A 17227-nucleotide genomic window follows, 5' to 3' on the forward strand; every position below is an offset into this window, starting at 1 on the left:
ACACACCCAGCCAACCAGACACCCCAATCACAGGCCGACAGCAGCTGACCGTTCTACACCCTCAATCATGAAGAGCCGAATGACGACAGTTACCGATCGACGCGCCGGGGGCGCTGTTCGGTGATGTCGCGCCCGCCGGCCGCACCGAGGCGGCCCGATGATCGACTCGACTACCCTCTGTGCGGTGATCGTGCTGTTGCCCCCGTCGGAGACCAAACGCGCCGGTGGTGACGGCCCGCCGCTGAAGCTGGAGGCACTGCACTCCCCCGAATTGAACCCACTGCGCGGCGACCTGGTCGACGAACTCGTCACCCTGTCCTCGGCCGATCGCGCGGCCTGCCGCCGGGCACTGGGGATCACCGCCGCCCAGGACGGCGAGATCGAGCGCAACGCAGCACTTTTGACATCGGCGACGCTTCCGGCCATCCACCGGTACACCGGTGTGCTGTACGACGCACTGGACATCGGCTCACTACGCGGGACGGCGGCGGCCCGGGCCACCGAGCGCCTGGCGGTGGGATCGGCCCTGTTCGGTCTGCTGCGCGCCGACGACCCGATACCCGCATACCGCCTGTCCGCCGGTTCCAAACTGCCCGGCCGGCCCACCCTGGCCGCCCGGTGGCGCCCGGTCCTGGAACCCGTGTTGGCCGGGATCGCCGCCGAGGAACTCGTCGTCGACCTGCGCTCGGGATCGTATGCAGCACTGGGCCGGCTGCCCGGCGCCGTCTCGGTCGATGTGGTGTCGGAGAACAGCGCCGGTCAACGAACCGTGGTGAGCCATTTCAACAAGGCACACAAGGGCAGGCTGGCGCGGGCGCTGGTCTCCAGCCGGGCCGAACCAGACGACGCCGGCAAGGTCGCGGCCATCGCCCGCCGGGCCGGCATGGTGGTGGAACGCTCGGGCAACGATCTGACCATCGTGGTCCCGGCCTGAGTTAAACCGTTACATCACAACGTGATCACGGCCCGCGTCGGCAGGGCTGATGATCAGGTCCGGCTGCTAACTTGCGGTACATGCCCCTGCTCCGCCGCGTCCTGGGACTGCTGGCCACCGCAGTGCTGCTCGCCGGATTCGTGACAGTCGGCGCGCCGAACGCCGCTGCCTTCTCCAGCGGTGGCGGTCCCGTCGAACTGCTCCAGGTCCCGTCACCGTCGATGGGCCGCAACATCCCGGTGGGTTTCCAGGGTGGTGGCCCGCACGCGGTGTACCTGCTCGACGGTCTGCGCGCCCAGGACGACTTCAGCGGCTGGGACATCAACACCCCGGTGTTCGACTGGTTCAACCGGTCGGGACTGTCCCTCGTGGTGCCCGTCGGCGGGCAGTCGAGCTTCTACACCGACTGGTATCAACCCGCCAAGGGCAACGCCGGCACCACCACCTACAAGTGGGAGACGTTCCTGACCCAGGAGTTGCCCACCTGGCTGGCCGCCAACCGCGGAATCAGCCCCGTCGGCAACGCGGTCGTCGGGCTGTCCATGTCGGGCGGTTCGGCGCTGACGCTGGCGATCTGGCATCCGGCCCAGTTCATCTTCGCCGGCTCGCTGTCCGGCTTCGTCAATCCCTCGCTGGGACTGTGGCCCACGCTGATCGGCGTCGCGATGCGCGACGCCGGCGGGTACCGGGCCACCGACATGTGGGGGCAGAGCACCGATCCGGCCTGGCGGCGCAACGACCCGATGGTCAACGTCGCCACCTTGGCGGCCAACGGCACCGCCGTGTGGGTGTACTGCGGCAACGGCGCGCCGTCGGACCTGGATACCGGTTCCGATTTCGGCGGCCTGTACAGCGCGCAGTTCCTGGAGAACATCACCTTGAGCACCAACAAGGAGTTCCAGCAGCGCTATGTCGCCGCCGGGGGTCGCAACGGTGTGTTCAACTTTCCCCCCGACGGCACGCACAGTTGGGGCTACTGGGGGGCGCAACTACAGGCGATGAAACCCGATCTGCAGCGGGTACTGGGCGCCGTCCCGGCGGCCTGAGCAAACCACGTCGGACCCCTGCCCGGATGGGTAGCGTCTACCGGCATGAAGCTCATCTCGCCGACCGATGCGATGTTCCTGCTGGGCGAGTCGCGCGAGCATCCGATGCATGTGGCCGGGCTGCAGTTGTACCGTCCGCCCGAGGGTGCGGGGCCGGAGTTCGTCACCGACCTGTACGAGTCGATCGCCAAGTGCGACGAGTTCCAGCCCACCTTCCGCAAGCACCCGGCCCGCGTGCTCGGCGGAATCTCCAACCTCAGTTGGGCTTTCGACGACGAAGTGGATATCGACTACCATTTGCGCCGGTCGGCGTTACCGCGTCCGGGCCGGGTGCGTGAGCTGCTGGAACTGACCTCACGCCTGCACGGCACGCTGCTGGACCGGCACCGGCCGCTCTGGGAGGCCTACCTCGTCGAAGGTCTGCACGACGGACGCTTCGGCGTGTACACCAAGATCCATCATTCCCTGCTCGACGGGGTTTCGGCCCAGCGGTTGATGATCCGCACCCTCTCGGCCGATCCCGATGACCGGGAGGTCCGGGTGCCCTGGGCACTGCCGCCGCGCAAACGGACGGGCGCGGCTGCCAACCCGGCATCGGCCGTGCTGCGCACGGTGACCGGCACCGCGGGCGCGCTCGCCGGAATCGCGCCGTCGGCGGTGTCGCTGGCCAGGGCCGCCCTCGTCGAACAGCAACTCACCCTGCCGTTTCGAGCCCCGAAGACGATGTTCAACGTACCCATCGGCGGGGCCCGCCGATGCGCGGCCCAGTCCTGGCCGCTGGAGCGGATCAAGGCTGTCAAGGCCGCCGTCGACAGCGCCACCGTCAACGACGTCGTGCTGGCGATGTCGGCAGGCGCCTTGCGCGCCTACTTGCAGGAGCAGCAGGCACTACCCGAAACCCCTTTGGTGGCAATGGTTCCGGTGAGCCTGCGCGGCGAGCACGAGCAGGACGCCGGCGGCAACATGGTGGGGACCATCCTGTGCAACCTGGCAACCGATATCGCCGACCCGATCACCCGCCTGCAGACCATCAGCGCGTCGACACGCGACAACAAGAAGGTGTTCGCCGAGCTGCCGCGGCTGCAGGCACTGGCCCTGTCCGGATTCCTGATGTCCGGGATGGCGCTCAGCCTGATTCCCGGCGTGGTGTCGTCGACCCCGCCCCCGTTCAACGTCGTCATCTCGAACGTGCCCGGTGCCCGCGAGCCCATGTACTGGCAGGGCGCCCGGCTGGACGGCAACTATCCACTGTCGATCGCACTGGACGGCCAGGCGCTGAACATCACGCTCACCAACAATGCGGACAACCTGGACTTCGGACTGGTGGGGTGCCGGCGCAGCGTGCCGCATCTGCAGCGCCTGCTGGGCCACCTGGAAGATGCGCTGGCCGCACTGGAGAAGGCCGTCGGCGCGTAGCACCGGGCCGTACGAGCGACCATACGTGGCACGTATGTGCCATGCACAATTGCACTTTTACAGCCCAACGCACGGTGCCTACCGTCGGCGGTATGACACTGCACACTCGATTGACCGACATGTTCGGCATCGCCCACCCCGTGGTGCTCGCACCGATGGACGAGGTCGCGGATTGGCGGCTGGCCTCCGCCGTCGCGGACGCCGGCGGGCTGGGCCTGCTGGGCGCCGGCTACGGCGACAAGGACTGGGTCGACGAACAATTCCGGCACCTACCGACCCAACGGGTAGGGGTCGGATTCATCACCTGGTCGATGGCCGAACAACCCGGACTGCTCGATGCGGCGATCGCGCACCGACCGCGGGCGATCTTCCTGTCGTTCGGGGATCCCGCGCCGCACGCCCCGGCGATCCACGCCGCGGGGATTCCGCTGATCTGTCAGGTGCACGATATTGCACAGGCCCGCAAGGCGATTGCGGCCGGAGCCGACGTCATCGCCGCGCAGGGCGGCGAGGCCGGCGGCCACGGTACCGCGGCGCGGTCGACGTTCACCTTGGTGCCCGAGATCGCCGACCTGCTGCAGTCGACGGCCCCCGAGGTTCTGCTGCTGGCCGCCGGCGGCGTCGCCGACGGTCGCGGCCTGGCGGCCGCGCTGGCGCTGGGCGCCGACGGGGCACTGGTCGGCACCCGCTTCTGGGCCGCGACGGAAGCGGCCGTGCCGCACACCGCCCAGATACAGGGGCTGCGTGCCGACGGGGACGCCACGGTGCGTCAATCCGCCTTCGACATCGTCCGCGGAAAGTCCTGGCCCACCCCCTACACCGGCCGCGTGCTGCGCAACGAGTTCACCACCCGCTGGCACGGGCAGGAGCCTGCACTGCGCACCGATATCGCCGCCCAGGCCGACCTGTTCGACGCCGCCGTGCTGGCACAGGACTACACCGTGGCCAATGCGATCGCCGGTGAGGCGATCGGTCAGATCACCGAAATCCGTTCGGCCGCCGACATCATGGAGGACATGGTGAGCACGGCGACCGCCATCTTGAGTCCGGCGGGCGCCGCCGCCGTGACCGTCGGCTGAAGGGATACGCCATGCCCTTGGTTCGCATCGACATCGTCGACCACCGCACCCCCGAACAGATCCGGGCCATCGCCGACGCCGTTCATCGTGCCGTCGTGGACGTGCTCGGCATTCCGGAGCGCGACCGCTTCCAGATTGTCACCACTCACCGGCCCGGCGAGATCGTGGCTCTGGACGCAGGTCTGGGCTTCGACCGCTCACCCGATGTGGTGATGATCCACATCTTCACGCAGGCGGGCCGCTCGGATACCACCAAACGGGACCTGTTCGCCCGGATCGCCGAGCGCCTGGCCGGGGTCGGCGTCGACGGGCGCGACGTCTTCGTCGGGATCACCGAGAACGGAGCGCAGGATTGGTCGTTCGGCTTCGGCAAGGCCCAGTATCTCACCGGTGAACTCGCCGTCCCGTCGAGCGCGAGCTGACATGGCGGGCACCCGGTACGGGGCGATCGCCTTCTCCCCCGGCGTCGCCGCCCGGCAGCGGGCCGCGGGCAGCATCACCGGTTACGGCCGGCTGCGTCCGCCGCCCGGTGACGAGGGCGACCCGGACACCCTGAGCGGACGGCTCACGCGGCTGATCGAAACCACGGACTCGTTCTTCGTCGCCACGGTCACCCCCGACGGGTGGCCGTACCTGCAACACCGGGGTGGGCCGGTGGGATTCGTCCGTGTGCCCGACCCGTCGACGATCGTCTTTCCCGACTACCCGGGCAACCAGCAGTACGTCACGCTCGGCAACCTCGATGCCAACCCCAGGATCGCGTTGTTCTTCATCGATTACCCGACCCGCACCAGGGCCAAGGTTTTCGGCCGCGCCCGCATCGACGAAGAGCACGGGCAACGGCACATCGTCGTCACCGTCGAGGCGGTGGACGTCAACTGCCGCAGGAACATCCCGGTGAAATACGGCGAGGAGTCCATACGCGAACGGTTGCGCCTGGCCCGGGAGGATCGGGCTAGCCCATAGCGGAACGGCCGAGGGCGATGGCCGTGTCCAGGAAGGCGCGGGCGACGCGCGACGGCGGTGGGGTCGAGCGCCACGCCAGCCCCACCTGGGTGACCGGAGCGTCGGGGATCGGGATATAGCGGATCTCGGGGTGTACCACCCGATGCATACAGATTTCGGGCACGATGCCGATGCCCGATCCGGCGGCCACCAGTTCGAGCCATTCGTCGAAGTTGCGACATTCCACCACGGCACGGCGGGCATCCGAGCGCGGCAGCGAGTCCGCGGTGGTGGAACCTGACATCGTATTGACCACCACCGGGCGGTCCGGGATCTTGGCCCAGTGCACCGAACGTCGTTTGGCCAGTTCGGGATCGAGCCGGCTGACCGCCAGCACCCGGCGTTCGTGCGCGATCACCCTGGTGCTGATGCCGCTGGGCGGCTTGCGCAGGACGTTGCGGTGCAGCGCGGCGTCGACATCGCCGTTGACCACGGCGGCCAGCGGGTCGTCGAGCCGGCGGATCTGCACGCTGACGTCTCGGTCGCGCATCGCGTCGCGCACCTGCCGGAACCACTCGTCGGGCAACAACCACGCGAAACCCAGCTGCACCGAACCGTGGGACGTGAGGTCGCGGTCCAGGGCGGCCAACTCGGCCAGAATGCGTCGCGCCCGCTCGACGACGGCCAGCCCGTCATCGGTGAATTCGGAACTGCCGCCGACGACCAAGCGCCGACCGTAGCGGTATTCCAGTTGCCGCACGGTCCTGGACAACGTGGGCTGGCTGACGCCGAGAGCGGCCGCGGCGGCGGTGTGTGTGCCATGGTCGGCGAGCGCGACCATGGCCCGCAGATGGCGCACCTCCACGTCCATCCCCGCAGCGTACACCCGGCGGCCGGACCGGAGTCGACGTGTCACGGCCCGGTGGAACCGATTGCCGCATCACAAGTTTGACACTGCTGCATATCGGATCGGTATCCGCCAAATCGGCGGCTTGTGCAAATTCGGTTTCACGATAGGTTCTCCCTTGTCGCCGCCTCTAGGAGAACCGGGAGTCCATGACGCACGCCACCAATCGCACCGCGTTGACCGCGGTGGCGACGGCCGGTCTGTACTGGGCGGTGCTCATCGGTAGCCCGGCCGCGATCGCCGATGTGGAATCCAGCCCCGGCGTTCCGTGCCTGGATATGGTGCAGCAGCTGGCAGCATCTCCCGAGGTGATCCCGCAAACGTTGGGTGCCGCAGCCCCGTCCCCGCCGGAGGCTGTCCCACCGCCGCCGCCCGCACCGGCCGCACCGCCTGCGCCGCCTGCGCCGGTGTTCGAATCGGCCGCCGAAACCGCTTCGGTGACAACGGAAAGCGCGGTGGCTGCGGTAACCCCGGTACCGGACGCCGTGCCGGTGGCCGCGGTACCGGTCGAAGCCGCCCCGATAGTGGCGGCGCCGGTCGCCGATGTGGTCGCGGTCGAGGCGGCTCCGGTGGCCGCCGCGGCCGCACCTGCCGCGGCCCCCGTGTCGGCCCCACTCGCGGGGCCTGCGGCGCCTGCGGCCGTTCCGCCCGTTCCACTCGGGGTACCGATACCACTTGCGGCACAATCTGTTCCGATGTCCGCCCCACTGGTCGAGGCGGTCGCTCCGGTTGCCGACGCAGTCCCGGTCGCTCCGGTTGCCGACGCGGTACCGATCGCCGAGGCGTTCCCGGTGGTCGATGCCGCCGCGGTGGCCCCGGCGCCACCGATGGCCGACACCGCCGCCCCGGCCCCGCCCGTGGAGGCCGCACCCATGGTGTCGGCACCCGTCGAACCGGCGCCGTCGGCAGTGGAAGCCCCGGTCGTCGCGCCCGTGGAGGCCGTGGAGGCCGTGGCGCCCGCAGCGCCGGCCGAAGCACTTCCGCCGGCACCCGTGGACGCCGCCGCGGCTCCCGCGGAAGCCGCGGCCGTCGCGGTGCCGGCGGGCGTGGCACCGCCGGTCGCCGTCGGGCTACCGATCGACGCCGCCAGCAGCGTGATCCCCATGCTGGCATCGGCGCCGGCCGTGGTGGCGGCCACCCCGCCACCGCCGATCGCCATTCCCTCGGTTCCCGGCCTGCCGGTCCTGCCGACCGAATTGGCGTTGCCGCACGATCTGGTGTGTGCGGGTACGGCGTGGGCGGCGGGCGCCGGCGGCACCCACCACGAGGTCACCCCGGCTCGCGCGGGGTGGGATGACGGCCGCCCCGAAGACGGCTGAGCGTCAGGCGCCGGGGGCGCGGACCACGACGGGAACCGCCGGGAAGTAGATCGCCATCTCCGATCGCGACTTACGAAGGGCCGCAGTGCCGTAACCCTTCTTGCGATGCTCGGGATGGATCCAGATCCGTACATCGACCTCGTGGCCTTTGAGCTCACCGAACACCAGGCCGACCTTCTGGTCGCCCTCGATCGCGACAAACCACGCGGCGTCCTCGGCGTCCACCCGGCCCAGCGCGGCGGCGATCTCGTCGTCGAGGTTGCCCGCCGGCGCCCCGGAACCATCACCGGCCGCACCCTGATCCTGCAGCCGGGCTGCGAAGATGTCCCGGTCGTCGCTACCCGAAAAAGCGCGCAGCGACAGGGTTTCCGCCGATGACGCCGGGCGCTCGTTGAGGGTGAAGGTGAGCTGGCTGTTGAGGTCGTCGAGTTCCTCGGCGATGATCCGGCGGGATTCCTTGGTGACCTGATCGAAGGACAACCCGATCACCGCTTCACCGCCGGCATGGGTGGTGCCCAGCAGCGCGGCGATGGCGTCGACCGCGGCGTCCCGGTTCTGGGCGTCGACGATGACGTCGAGCACCTCGTGCCGGCGATCGAGTGCCTTCACCAAGGCATCGGCGATATCACGACGGGCTGCGGCTCGATCCATATCGGTCATGCCCGCAAGCCTAGACCAGCATCACGCCTTGGCTGGCCGCTTCTGCTCGTACAGCCGCGCCACCCCCGCGCCGGACCCCACGGCCGCGCCATTCATGTTTCAGGCAGGTAAACGCTATAGTCAGGGCATGCGAGACAAAGCGGTCTGCGCCGAAACCGAGACCTTGCGCGCCCGCCCGGGCGGCGCCCACATCACCCGCGCGGCCCTGCGCCTGCACGTGCTGGCGGTGGCACACAGCGTGCACACCCGGCACCCGGAATTCATCGCCGATATCGCGCTGGAACGTATCGTGCCCAATGCGACCGAGGCCGCGATCGAACTGTGGCTGGCCGGCCTCTGGGAGCGCATCGACGGCGGCTACGCACTGCTGGATTCCGAATTCGTCCACCACATGGCCGACCAGGCAGCCGGGCACCACATCAAGTCGGCGCAGTGGCGGCTGCGCAAGCGGGCCGTCGGCATGTGCCGGCGGTCCTGGCACGCCCTCAACAGCGAAAGCGTCATCCCCTTCTAGGTCCAGTTGCCGCCCGGTGATCGGCACCTCAGGATGGACGGCCATGGATGCACACACCGCGGAGGAACTCGCCGCGATCGATGCCGTTGGCCAGGCGGCGCTCGTCGCGGCCGGTGAACTCTCGGCTACCGACCTGCTGGACGCGGCGATCCTGCGGCTGGAGTCGGTCCGCGAACTCAACGCCGTGATCGCCGATCTGTTCGAGCGGGGCCGCACCCAGGCCGCGGCACTGGACGCCGACGGGGCGCTCCGCGGGGGCGACAGCGGTCCGGTGGCGGGAGTTCCGTTCCTGCTCAAGGATCTCGGCGCGTCGTTGGCGGGCGCGCCGGAGGCGATGGGATCACGCGCCCTGCGCACGCACGTCGCCGCGGAATCGGCGTGGATCGTCGAGCGGTACCTGGCGGCCGGGTTGGTGGTGTTCGGTAAGACCAACACACCCGAATGGGGCAACCACTGCACCACCGAACCGTCATTGTTCGGACGCACTGCCAATCCGTGGGCACCGAACATCACGCCGGGCGGTTCGAGCGGCGGATCGGCGGCCGCGGTGGCCGCCGGGGTGGTCCCCGCGGCATCCGGCGGTGACGGCACCGGGTCCATCCGGGTGCCGGCCTCCTGCTGCGGTCTGGTGGGGCTGAAACCGCGGCGCGGCCGCACCTCGTTCGCACCGTCGGCCGGGCACGGGTTGGAGGGCCTGGTCAACGAGCATGCGCTGACGCGCACCGTCCGGGACAGCGCCGCCCTGCTGGACGTGGCGGGGGGCGGGGCGCCCGGCGATCCCTACGCTGCCCCGCCCCCGGCTCAGTCCTACCTGCAGGCCATCGCCCAGACTCCGGTGCCGCAGCGCATCATGGTCGCCACCGCGTCACCGTTTCCGGGACCACCGACCGACCCGGAGGTCGTCGCGGCGGTCCAGTCCGCCGCGCACGAGCTGGCCGGCCTGGGACATCACGTCGAATCGGGCTCGCCCGCAATCGATTCCGATGCAGTGGCGGACGCCATCGCGGTGCTGCACACGGTCAGCAACGCGCAACTGCACGCACTGGCCTGCACCCATCTGGGCCGCGCCCCGCGCGAGGACGAGTTCGAGCCGAGCACCTGGGTGATGGTGCGGGAAGGTTTCACCACCACCGGAGTGGACTACGCGAACGCGATCGCCACCGTGCACGGCCAGACCCGCCGCTTCGTGGCGGGTGTGGACGGTCATGACGTGCTGCTGGTCCCGACGCTGCTCAGCGGACCACCGCCGTACGCCCTGCTGGACCAGCCGCGCGGCACGACACGGGCATTCTTCGACGTCGAATTCGCCACCACCGGCTGGACGGCATTGGCGAATGTGACCGGCTGGGCTGCGATTTCGCTCCCCCTGGCCACCACGTCGACCGGGTTGCCGATCGGTATCCAGCTGATGGCGCCCGACGAGACGATCCTGCTCCAGCTGGCCGCCCAACTCGAGGCGACCGTGCCGTGGGCCGACCGACGCCCGCCGGTGTGGGCCGGTCGGTGACCACGGCGGCACGTCACAACGGAATCCACATGCCGAGGAACCAGAAGCCCCAGCCGTGGTGGTTGTCGTCCCACACCGGGCTCACCCGCTGACCGTTCCAGTTGAACGGCTGATGATCCTGCCTGCCCTGGTCGATACCGCGGTGCCCCCAGTCATCCTGCGGCGCGCCGCCGGGCCCCCGGCCGTCCCTGCCGTGGTCATCGCACGCACCAGGCTGCGGCCCGCACGGCCCAGGTCCGGGATCGGCCGTGGCGGTGCCCAGGCCCAGGAATCCGGTGAGCCCGATACCGACGGTCAACGCCGAGGCACCGGCAATTCGTTTGAGATTCATCGTCACTCCTGTGTCAGTTCGGTGCGGGGACCCGCCGTCGGGCCGCCCGGGATACGAGTGTCGAAGTGGCAGATTGTTTTTTGCTGTGCCGCCGGTATGTCCCACGTATAAAACGGTTGGGCAGCCGATTCGGTAACGGTATGAGGATCTCGCGGTGTTTCGGGTTGACCAGACGCACCGACACCGCCCGCCCTGCCGAACCGCGGCCCGCCAGCAATGACGGCGACCAGCATTGGGTTCGCCGGATGACGCATGACACACTCGGCGCATGGTTCCTCCCATTGCCCGGCCCAAACTGGAGGGCAACATCGCGGTCAGCGCCGACCGTCAGATCGGGTTTGCCGAATTCGGCGATCCACAAGGCCGCGCCGTCTTCTGGCTGCACGGCACACCCGGTGCGCGCAGGCAGATTCCCGCCGAGGCCCGCGCCTACGCCGAACTGGAACGAATCAGGCTGATCGGGGTGGATCGTCCAGGCATCGGCTCGTCCACGCCGCACCAGTACCCGAACGTCCTCGCGTTCGCCGGGGACCTGCGCGTCATCGCCGACACCTTGGGGATCGACCACTTCGCGGTCGTCGGCCTGTCCGGTGGCGGCCCCTACACCCTGGCGACCGCGGCGGCGATGCCCGAGCGGGTGGTGGCGGCCGGTGTGCTGGGTGGCGTGGCACCGTACGTCGGGCCGGACGCGATCGGCAGCGGGCTGATGGACCTGGGATCCCGGGTGGCCCCGGTGCTCGAGGTGGCCGGGCTGCCCATCCGGTTGGTGGCCGGCACCCTGATCAGGTTCCTCGGCCCGGTGGCCTCCCCGGCATTGGAGCTCTACGCGCGGCTGTCCCCGGAAGGCGATCGACGGTTGCTCAGCCGCCCGGAATTCAAGGCGATGTTCCTCGACGACCTGCTCAACGGCAGCCGCAAGCAACTCGCCGCACCGTTCGCCGACGTCATCGCGTTCGTCCGGGATTGGGGGTTCCGACTCGACGAGGTGAAAGTCCCGGTGCACTGGTGGCACGGCGACAAGGACCACATCGTGCCGTTCGACCACGGCCGGCATGCGGTGAGCCTGCTGCCCGACGCCACGATGACCGTACTGCCCGGCGAAAGCCACCTGGGTGGGCTCGGCCGCGCCGAGGAGATACTGCGCACGATGCTGGAGATCTGGAACCGCGACGGTCATCGATGATCGAACGGCTTGCGCCGACAGAACTTTCGGGGTTCGGCGCGGTCAGACGCTAGCGGAATACGCGAGCAGTTCCCGGCGCAGCAGGTGCATCGCCACGGTGGTGGCGCGTTCCCGGACGTCGCTGCGATTGCCGGGCAGCCGCAGCGTGCGGACCAACGGGTCGCGCCCGGCCAACGCCACGCTGAAACACACCGTGCCGACCGGTTTCTCGGCGGATCCGCCGCCGGGCCCGGCGATACCGGTGATGCCCACCGCGGTATCGGCCTCGAATCGGCGCAGGGCACCGCGCGCCATCGCGATCGCCACCGGTTCGGACACCGCGCCGTGCGTGGCGATGAGCGTTGCGTCCACTCCGAGCATCTCGACCTTGGCCTCGTTGGAGTAGGACACCACGCCGCCGGCCAGATACGCCGACGACCCGGCCCGGTCGGCCAGCCGCGCGGCGAGCATCCCCGCCGTGCACGATTCCGCGGTGGCGATGGTGCGCCCGGACAGCAGCGCCGCGATCTGCTCGTCGATCAGGGAGCCGTCGGCGGAGAACAGTTCCTGCGGGTAGCGCTCGGCCAGGAAATCCACCAGGGCGCGGTAGGTGTCGTCGTCCCCGGGCTCGTAGCGGGTGACGATCTCCAGCTCACCGCGGCGCAGGCAGGTGGTGATCTCCAGGCCGTCGAATCCGGCGATGCGAGTCTGGGCTTCCCGCAAGGCGTCGGCGAGGCCGGACTCGGCCAGACCGAACATCCGCACGGTGGCCTGCCGGTATTCGGTGCGCCCGGCGATCGCGCGCTGGGCCGCCGCGGTTGCGATGGCCCGCGACCACATGGGCTGCAGTTCGCGGGGCGGACCGGGCAGCACAATGATCACGGGTGTGCCGTCGGCGGGTCCGTCCAGCACGACGCCGGGCGCGGTGCCCTCCGGTTCCAGGATCTCGGCTCCGGCGGGCACCAGCGCCTGCTTGCGATTGGCGGCCAGCACCGCGTCGAAGTCCGTATCGCCGGCGGGACGCCGGGACATCAGAGTGCGCAGGATCGCCGCGATCCGGGCCTCCAACTCGGTGTCGAGCACCAACTCGACACCGCAGAACCGGGCCACGGTGGCGACCGTCAGGTCGTCGGCGGTGGGACCGAGGCCACCGGTGGTGATGATCAGGTCGACACGCTCGGCGGCCAGGAAACGCAGCTGGGCCTCGACGTCGTCGGCGCGGTCGCCGCAGATGGTGATGTGCGCCAGTTCCACCCCGAGTTCCAGCAGCCGGTCGGCCAGCCACGGGCCGTTGAGATCCTGGATCCGCCCGGTCAGCACCTCGGTGCCGGTGACGACGATGCCGGCGCGCGCGCTCACCGGGTCAGCCAGCCCTGGACGGTGTCGGCCTCGCGTGAGTACTGCTCCATGATGTCGTCCTGGTACCGCGAGCCGCCGCTGAGATCGTCTCCGGCCCAGATCACCCGGATCCTCGTCGCACCGCGGACGTACACGTCCACCCGGTCGGCGATGCGCCGCGACCACCCGTGCTGCGCGGTCAGCTCGGCGAGTTGGTCGCGCCGGTTACCTTCGGTCTTGGCCTCAGACATGTGTCGATCTCCTACTTTCGCTCGCCGAGGGCTGCTCCCCGGAGGATTCTTCCGTCGCTCCGCTCGCCCTGAAGGGGGGGCCGCCGTCAATCCTGCCCCACCGCTCCGGCTCAGCCGACCGGCACCACCACTGCAGCGGTGTTGTAGCCGGTCACCCGCACATAATTGCCCCGCTCACCGGGCGCCAGCACGGTGCCGCTCAGGTCGACGGTCTCGCCGGGGAACACCGTCACGTAGTTGTCGGTGTACTCCACCGGCAGGATCTCGTCCCCGTCGGGGGCGCCGGTGATCTCGGCGCGTTCGAAGAACGCGATCTGCTTGCCGGGGTTGTGCAGCCTGATGGCGATCTCGCGGTCACCGGTCCGTTTCGCGCTCACCTGCAGCGGCGCCTTGGCCAGGTAGTTGAGCGGCGTCATATCGGCCCAGCTGACCTGCCTGAGTTCGAAGGCGGTGTCGTTGGCCGGATCCCCGACGTCATCGGGTTGTTGGGATTGCCAGTACACGTTCTGGGACACCACTTTGCCTGCGCCGTCGAGCAATTCGGCCCTGACGAAGAACACCCGGGAGTCGCGGGCTTCGCGCGGGAGCGTGAGTACGGTGTGCGCCCCGCCGGCGCCGACGGCCACCCCGTCGACGGTGCGGTCGTCGCGCACCCGGCCGGCCAGGTCGTAGACCCGCACCCGGGCCCGCAGGTCCGACACGTCGCGCGGGGTCTGGTTGACCACCTTGATCTCGGCCGTGCTGTGGTTGCCGCCGGCGTAGGAGTCGAACACCAGCGACAGCGGGCGCAGACCGGCTTTGGCCCCGTAATAGGCTCCGCCGGGGCGCAGGTAGTAGTCGAAGATGTTGCCGAAGAACGACGGCCAGTGGCTGTTGAGCATCCAGTAGATGGTCATCTTGTGGTTGGCCCACCCGTTGGCCGCGAACGCCTCGAACTGTGCGCGAGTCGACTCGTAATGGGCCAGTTGGGCTTTGCGCGTGAACTCTTCGGCGCTCGAGGACGGCCCGTAGCGGCGGTTGATGGCGCGCTGGATGCTGCTCAGCGACGCGTTGCCGGGGTTGGACCCGGCATGGAAGGACCAGGCGTCGTTGATGGGCCACAGCTTGTCGGGCGGGATGAACTCCTTGAGGCTGGCCAACGGCGGGATGTGTTCGTTGTCGCCCTGCTCGGCGTTGGCGCCGCGGGTGGCCCCGTACCGGCCGCTGAACCAGTAGCTCGGCGGCCGCCAGCTGTAGGGCCCGGCCATATGGATACCGTCCCACTGCGGTCGGCCCTGGTCGTCGTCGTGCCCGAACGAAGAGACGGTGTCGACGACCGCATTCTGCCAGTGCAGGTCTCGCAGCACGGCGTGGTACTGGCCGCGCAACGGTTGCGGCGGCAACCCGTCGCTGCCGTTGGCCCAGATCGCAACCGACGCATGCGAGCGCAGCATCAGGATCTGTGAGCGCAGGCTGTCCAGGGCCACGGCGCGGTCCTCGTCATCCCACTGGTCCCACTTCTCCCACTGGTTGCAGCACATCCAGCCGACCATCAGCGGGATGCCCAGCTCGTCTGCGCGTTCGACGAGTCGCTCCCCCGGGATCTTGGACTCCAACCGCAGCATGTTCAGGCCCAGATCTTTGGCGTACCGCAGGATGGCGTCCTCCCGGTCCGGGTCGTCGTCGAACAGCAGATCGGGGGTGTACACCGCGCCGCGGATCAGGTAGTCCCTGCCATTGACGGTGAGGTAGAAACTGCCGCCCGAGCCCAGTTCGGGGAACTGCTCATCGGTGTCGCGGTGCTGGGTGATGGTGCGGATGCCGAACCGCTGGGTGCTGGTATCGATCACCCGGTTGTATTGGCGGAAGTCCAGTTTCAGGTCGTAGAGGCTCGGATCGCCCATGGTGTAGGGCCACCACAGGTCGGGATGTTCGACGGTCAGCTCGGCGAAGCGGGCCGGGCTGAAGGTCAGTTCGCGACGTTCCCCGGGGGACAGTGTGACCGGCTGCTCCACGGTCATCGTGGGCTTGCCCGGCCGGCTGATGGTGGCTCGCAGCGCACCGTTGACCCGCCGGTCCGACGAGTTGTGCACGTTCGCGTACACCGTCAGGCGCGCGGAATCCGTTCTGGGCAGCGGCAGTTCGGTGTTGACCGTGGCATCACCGATCTCCACGGCACCCGCGGTGCGCAGGTAGACGGGTTTGAAGATGCCCGCGTTGCGATCCGGGACGAACGAGTTGCCGTTGGCGGGGTTCTTGCCCGGCCCCTGGTAACCCAGGTAACGCCAGTTGATCCAGTCGTACCAACTGTCGGCCAGCTCGACGCCGTCGATATCCTGCAGCGCGCGTTCCGGAATCACCTTCACCGCAAGGACATTCGAGCCGCTGCGGATCCACCGGGTGACGTCGAGCTGGTGTGCGGTGTACATCCCCACGATCTGGCTGCTGTCGGCGACCAGGTGGCCGTTGAGCCAGATCTCGGCGCGGTAGTTGATGCCGGGGAACTGCAGCTGATAGTTGCTGTGGCCGGCCGGGGCGTCGAACGTGGTGCGGTACCACCAGTCCTGCTGATAGAGATCCTGCGGCACCTTGTCGGCCAGGTTGGTGCCGTAGTACAGGTCCGGATAGGTGCCGTCCCGTTGCAGCACGTCGAGCACGGTCGCCGGCATGTGCGTCACGGTGTGCCAGCCGTCATCCCGGTAGCCGGGTGTCGAGATGACCCGGCCGTCGGCGGGCAGGCCTCTAGCCGACACCAGTTTCCAACCCGTGGCCAGTTCGGTGGTGGTGGCCGGCGGTTCGGGCCGCGCGAAGGATGCGAAATCGGCGGCACCGAGCAGCAGCACGAGCAACAGAAGGGCGACGCTGAACAGGGCGGTACGACGCTTCAAAGCCCCGATGGTGCCGCTCCCTTCGGTGCCTGATGTGGCGCCGGCCGATCGGCCGACACCACATTGTGCCTGGCGGCCGGGTCAGCGGGCGGCCCGGGGAGCGACCCTCACCTCGTCAGAAGACGTTGTCCTTGTGATTCACGTCGGTGACCAGTCCACCGTCGACCACGAACTCGGCTCCGGTGGCGAACGAGGACTCGTCGCTGATCAGGAACACCACGAAGGCGGCAACTTCCTCGGACTGGCCCGGCCGGCCCAGCGGCGCGGTCACCATGTCCTCGGGAAAGCGTTCGGTCATCGGGGTGCGGATGAAGCCCGGATGCACCGAGTTGACCCGGATGTTGTGCCTGCCGAGTTCCAGCGCAGCGGACTTGGCCAGGCCGCGGACCGCCCACTTGGACGCCACGTAGGGATGGACCATCGGCGCACCGCGCAATCCCTCGACGGAGGACACGTTGATGATCGAGCCGCTGCCGGCCGCCTTCATCGAGCCGACGGCGGCCTGCATCCCCAGGAAGGTGCCCGTGAGGTTGACGTCGATGACCTTCTGCCATTGCGTCATGTCGAATTTGCCGATCTTGCCCAGCGCGACGATGCCGGCGTTGTTCACCAGCCCGGTCAGCCCGCCGAAGGCCTCGTTGGCGGTGGCGACGGCGGCATCCCACTGGTCGGCCTGGGTGACGTCGAGGTGCACGTAGCGCGCCGACCCGGGATATTGCGCACCGAGATCGTCGGCCAGCGCCTGTCCGGGCTCGTCGAGGATGTCGCCGATGACCACCTTGCCGCCCTCGGCCACCAGCGCCCTGGCGTGGGCGGCACCCATGCCCTGGGCACCGCCGCTGATCAGTACAACCTTGCCGTCCACGCGTCCCATGGGGCGTGAGGCTACCGCACATCCGGGCGGAATTAGAACCTGTTCCAATTTCGGCGCGAACCGCTCATACTGCGATC

Annotated in this window: 17 protein-coding genes; 10 read left to right on the plus strand and 7 right to left on the minus strand. The window is 69.0% G+C overall.

The annotated features are described in order from the left end of the window. Positions 1-184 precede the first annotated feature (184 nt). The 6 genes from yaaA to AWB94_RS31370 all read left to right on the plus strand — a co-directional run bounded on the left by yaaA (position 185) and on the right by AWB94_RS31370 (position 5441). Entirely contained in the window at positions 185-934 is a 750-nt protein-coding gene (yaaA, locus tag AWB94_RS31345) for a peroxide stress protein YaaA (RefSeq protein ID WP_062657044.1), read from the plus strand. An 80-nt stretch (positions 935-1014) separates the two neighbouring features. After that, positions 1015-1980 (plus strand): esterase family protein, encoded by a 966-nt coding sequence (locus tag AWB94_RS31350; protein ID WP_062657043.1) that lies wholly within the window; start codon positions 1015-1017, stop codon positions 1978-1980. Between the two features lie 45 nt (positions 1981-2025). After that, positions 2026-3396, plus strand: a complete 1371-nt coding sequence (locus tag AWB94_RS31355; protein ID WP_062657042.1) for a WS/DGAT/MGAT family O-acyltransferase — start codon at positions 2026-2028, stop codon at positions 3394-3396. A gap of 92 nt (positions 3397-3488) precedes the next feature. Then, positions 3489-4475, plus strand: a complete 987-nt coding sequence (locus AWB94_RS31360; protein WP_062657041.1) for an NAD(P)H-dependent flavin oxidoreductase — start codon at positions 3489-3491, stop codon at positions 4473-4475. A gap of 11 nt (positions 4476-4486) precedes the next feature. Further along, positions 4487-4897, plus strand: coding sequence for a tautomerase family protein (locus tag AWB94_RS31365; protein WP_062657040.1), 411 nt, complete (start codon positions 4487-4489; stop codon positions 4895-4897). Between the two features lies 1 nt (position 4898). After that, positions 4899-5441, plus strand: coding sequence for a pyridoxamine 5'-phosphate oxidase family protein (locus AWB94_RS31370; RefSeq protein WP_062657039.1), 543 nt, complete (start codon positions 4899-4901; stop codon positions 5439-5441). Here the strand turns inward: AWB94_RS31370 and AWB94_RS31375 are convergent. Further along, positions 5431-6291: a LysR family transcriptional regulator gene (locus AWB94_RS31375; RefSeq protein WP_062657038.1), complete on the minus strand. Its 861-nt coding sequence runs from the start codon at positions 6289-6291 to the stop codon at positions 5431-5433. The two genes, AWB94_RS31370 and AWB94_RS31375, sit on opposite strands and share 11 nt — an antisense overlap. Positions 6292-6476: 185 nt before the next feature. Between AWB94_RS31375 and AWB94_RS31380 the strand changes: the two genes are divergently transcribed. Then, the gene (locus AWB94_RS31380; RefSeq protein ID WP_062657037.1) at positions 6477-7646 is read left to right on the plus strand and encodes a hypothetical protein; all 1170 of its coding nucleotides are present in this window, start codon (positions 6477-6479) and stop codon (positions 7644-7646) included. A gap of 3 nt (positions 7647-7649) precedes the next feature. Here the strand turns inward: AWB94_RS31380 and AWB94_RS31385 are convergent, their stop codons facing one another. Beyond that, positions 7650-8306: a GNAT family N-acetyltransferase gene (locus AWB94_RS31385; RefSeq protein WP_062657036.1), complete on the minus strand. Its 657-nt coding sequence runs from the start codon at positions 8304-8306 to the stop codon at positions 7650-7652. 127 nt (positions 8307-8433) lie between these two features. Here AWB94_RS31385 and AWB94_RS31390 point away from each other — a divergent pair, with 127 nt between their 5' ends. Both AWB94_RS31390 and AWB94_RS31395 read left to right on the plus strand, forming a co-directional pair. Beyond that, positions 8434-8820, plus strand: a complete 387-nt coding sequence (locus AWB94_RS31390; protein ID WP_062657035.1) for a hypothetical protein — start codon at positions 8434-8436, stop codon at positions 8818-8820. Positions 8821-8863: 43 nt separating this feature from the next. Beyond that, entirely contained in the window at positions 8864-10327 is a 1464-nt protein-coding gene (locus AWB94_RS31395) for an amidase (RefSeq protein WP_062657034.1), read from the plus strand. Between the two features lie 13 nt (positions 10328-10340). Here the strand turns inward: AWB94_RS31395 and AWB94_RS31400 are convergent, their stop codons facing one another. Continuing rightward, positions 10341-10658: a hypothetical protein gene (locus AWB94_RS31400; RefSeq protein WP_062657033.1), complete on the minus strand. Its 318-nt coding sequence runs from the start codon at positions 10656-10658 to the stop codon at positions 10341-10343. Positions 10659-10926: 268 nt separating this feature from the next. Between AWB94_RS31400 and AWB94_RS31405 the strand changes: the two genes are divergently transcribed. Beyond that, on the plus strand, positions 10927-11841 hold the full coding sequence (locus AWB94_RS31405) for an alpha/beta fold hydrolase (protein ID WP_062657032.1): 915 nt from the start codon (positions 10927-10929) through the stop codon (positions 11839-11841). A 42-nt stretch (positions 11842-11883) separates the two neighbouring features. Here the strand turns inward: AWB94_RS31405 and AWB94_RS31410 are convergent, their stop codons facing one another. The 4 genes from AWB94_RS31410 to AWB94_RS31425 form a co-directional block, all read right to left on the minus strand. After that, complete coding sequence (locus AWB94_RS31410; protein ID WP_062657031.1) at positions 11884-13179, minus strand: competence/damage-inducible protein A; 1296 nt, start codon at positions 13177-13179, stop codon at positions 11884-11886. Continuing rightward, complete coding sequence (locus tag AWB94_RS31415; protein WP_062657030.1) at positions 13176-13409, minus strand: hypothetical protein; 234 nt, start codon at positions 13407-13409, stop codon at positions 13176-13178. Before AWB94_RS31415 ends, AWB94_RS31410 begins: the two co-directional genes overlap by 4 nt. A 110-nt stretch (positions 13410-13519) precedes the next feature. After that, positions 13520-16276 carry a glycoside hydrolase family 2 protein gene (locus tag AWB94_RS31420; RefSeq protein ID WP_307188172.1) on the minus strand — a complete coding sequence of 919 codons (2757 nt, stop codon included), beginning with the start codon at positions 16274-16276 and terminating at the stop codon, positions 13520-13522. A 115-nt stretch (positions 16277-16391) separates the two neighbouring features. After that, entirely contained in the window at positions 16392-17150 is a 759-nt protein-coding gene (locus AWB94_RS31425; protein ID WP_062657029.1) for a glucose 1-dehydrogenase, read from the minus strand. Positions 17151-17227 lie beyond the last annotated feature (77 nt).

The organism is Mycolicibacterium canariasense, assembly GCF_002101555.1.
GTDB lineage: Bacteria > Actinomycetota > Actinomycetes > Mycobacteriales > Mycobacteriaceae > Mycobacterium > Mycobacterium canariasense.

Bases quoted from the DNA above. Each gene is read 5' to 3' on its own strand.
- AWB94_RS31350 (WP_062657043.1), top strand. From the start codon at position 1,015: ATGCCCCTGCTCCGCCGCGTCCTGGGACTGCTGGCCACCGCAGTGCTG.
- AWB94_RS31355 (WP_062657042.1), top strand. From the start codon at position 2,026: ATGAAGCTCATCTCGCCGACCGATGCGATGTTCCTGCTGGGCGAGTCG.
- AWB94_RS31360 (WP_062657041.1), top strand. From the start codon at position 3,489: ATGACACTGCACACTCGATTGACCGACATGTTCGGCATCGCCCACCCC.
- AWB94_RS31365 (WP_062657040.1), top strand. From the start codon at position 4,487: ATGCCCTTGGTTCGCATCGACATCGTCGACCACCGCACCCCCGAACAG.
- AWB94_RS31370 (WP_062657039.1), top strand. From the start codon at position 4,899: ATGGCGGGCACCCGGTACGGGGCGATCGCCTTCTCCCCCGGCGTCGCC.
- AWB94_RS31375 (WP_062657038.1), bottom strand. From the start codon at position 6,291: ATGGACGTGGAGGTGCGCCATCTGCGGGCCATGGTCGCGCTCGCCGAC.
- AWB94_RS31380 (WP_062657037.1), top strand. From the start codon at position 6,477: ATGACGCACGCCACCAATCGCACCGCGTTGACCGCGGTGGCGACGGCC.
- AWB94_RS31385 (WP_062657036.1), bottom strand. From the start codon at position 8,306: ATGACCGATATGGATCGAGCCGCAGCCCGTCGTGATATCGCCGATGCC.
- AWB94_RS31390 (WP_062657035.1), top strand. From the start codon at position 8,434: ATGCGAGACAAAGCGGTCTGCGCCGAAACCGAGACCTTGCGCGCCCGC.
- AWB94_RS31395 (WP_062657034.1), top strand. From the start codon at position 8,864: ATGGATGCACACACCGCGGAGGAACTCGCCGCGATCGATGCCGTTGGC.
- AWB94_RS31400 (WP_062657033.1), bottom strand. From the start codon at position 10,658: ATGAATCTCAAACGAATTGCCGGTGCCTCGGCGTTGACCGTCGGTATC.
- AWB94_RS31405 (WP_062657032.1), top strand. From the start codon at position 10,927: ATGGTTCCTCCCATTGCCCGGCCCAAACTGGAGGGCAACATCGCGGTC.
- AWB94_RS31415 (WP_062657030.1), bottom strand. From the start codon at position 13,409: ATGTCTGAGGCCAAGACCGAAGGTAACCGGCGCGACCAACTCGCCGAG.
- AWB94_RS31425 (WP_062657029.1), bottom strand. From the start codon at position 17,150: ATGGGACGCGTGGACGGCAAGGTTGTACTGATCAGCGGCGGTGCCCAG.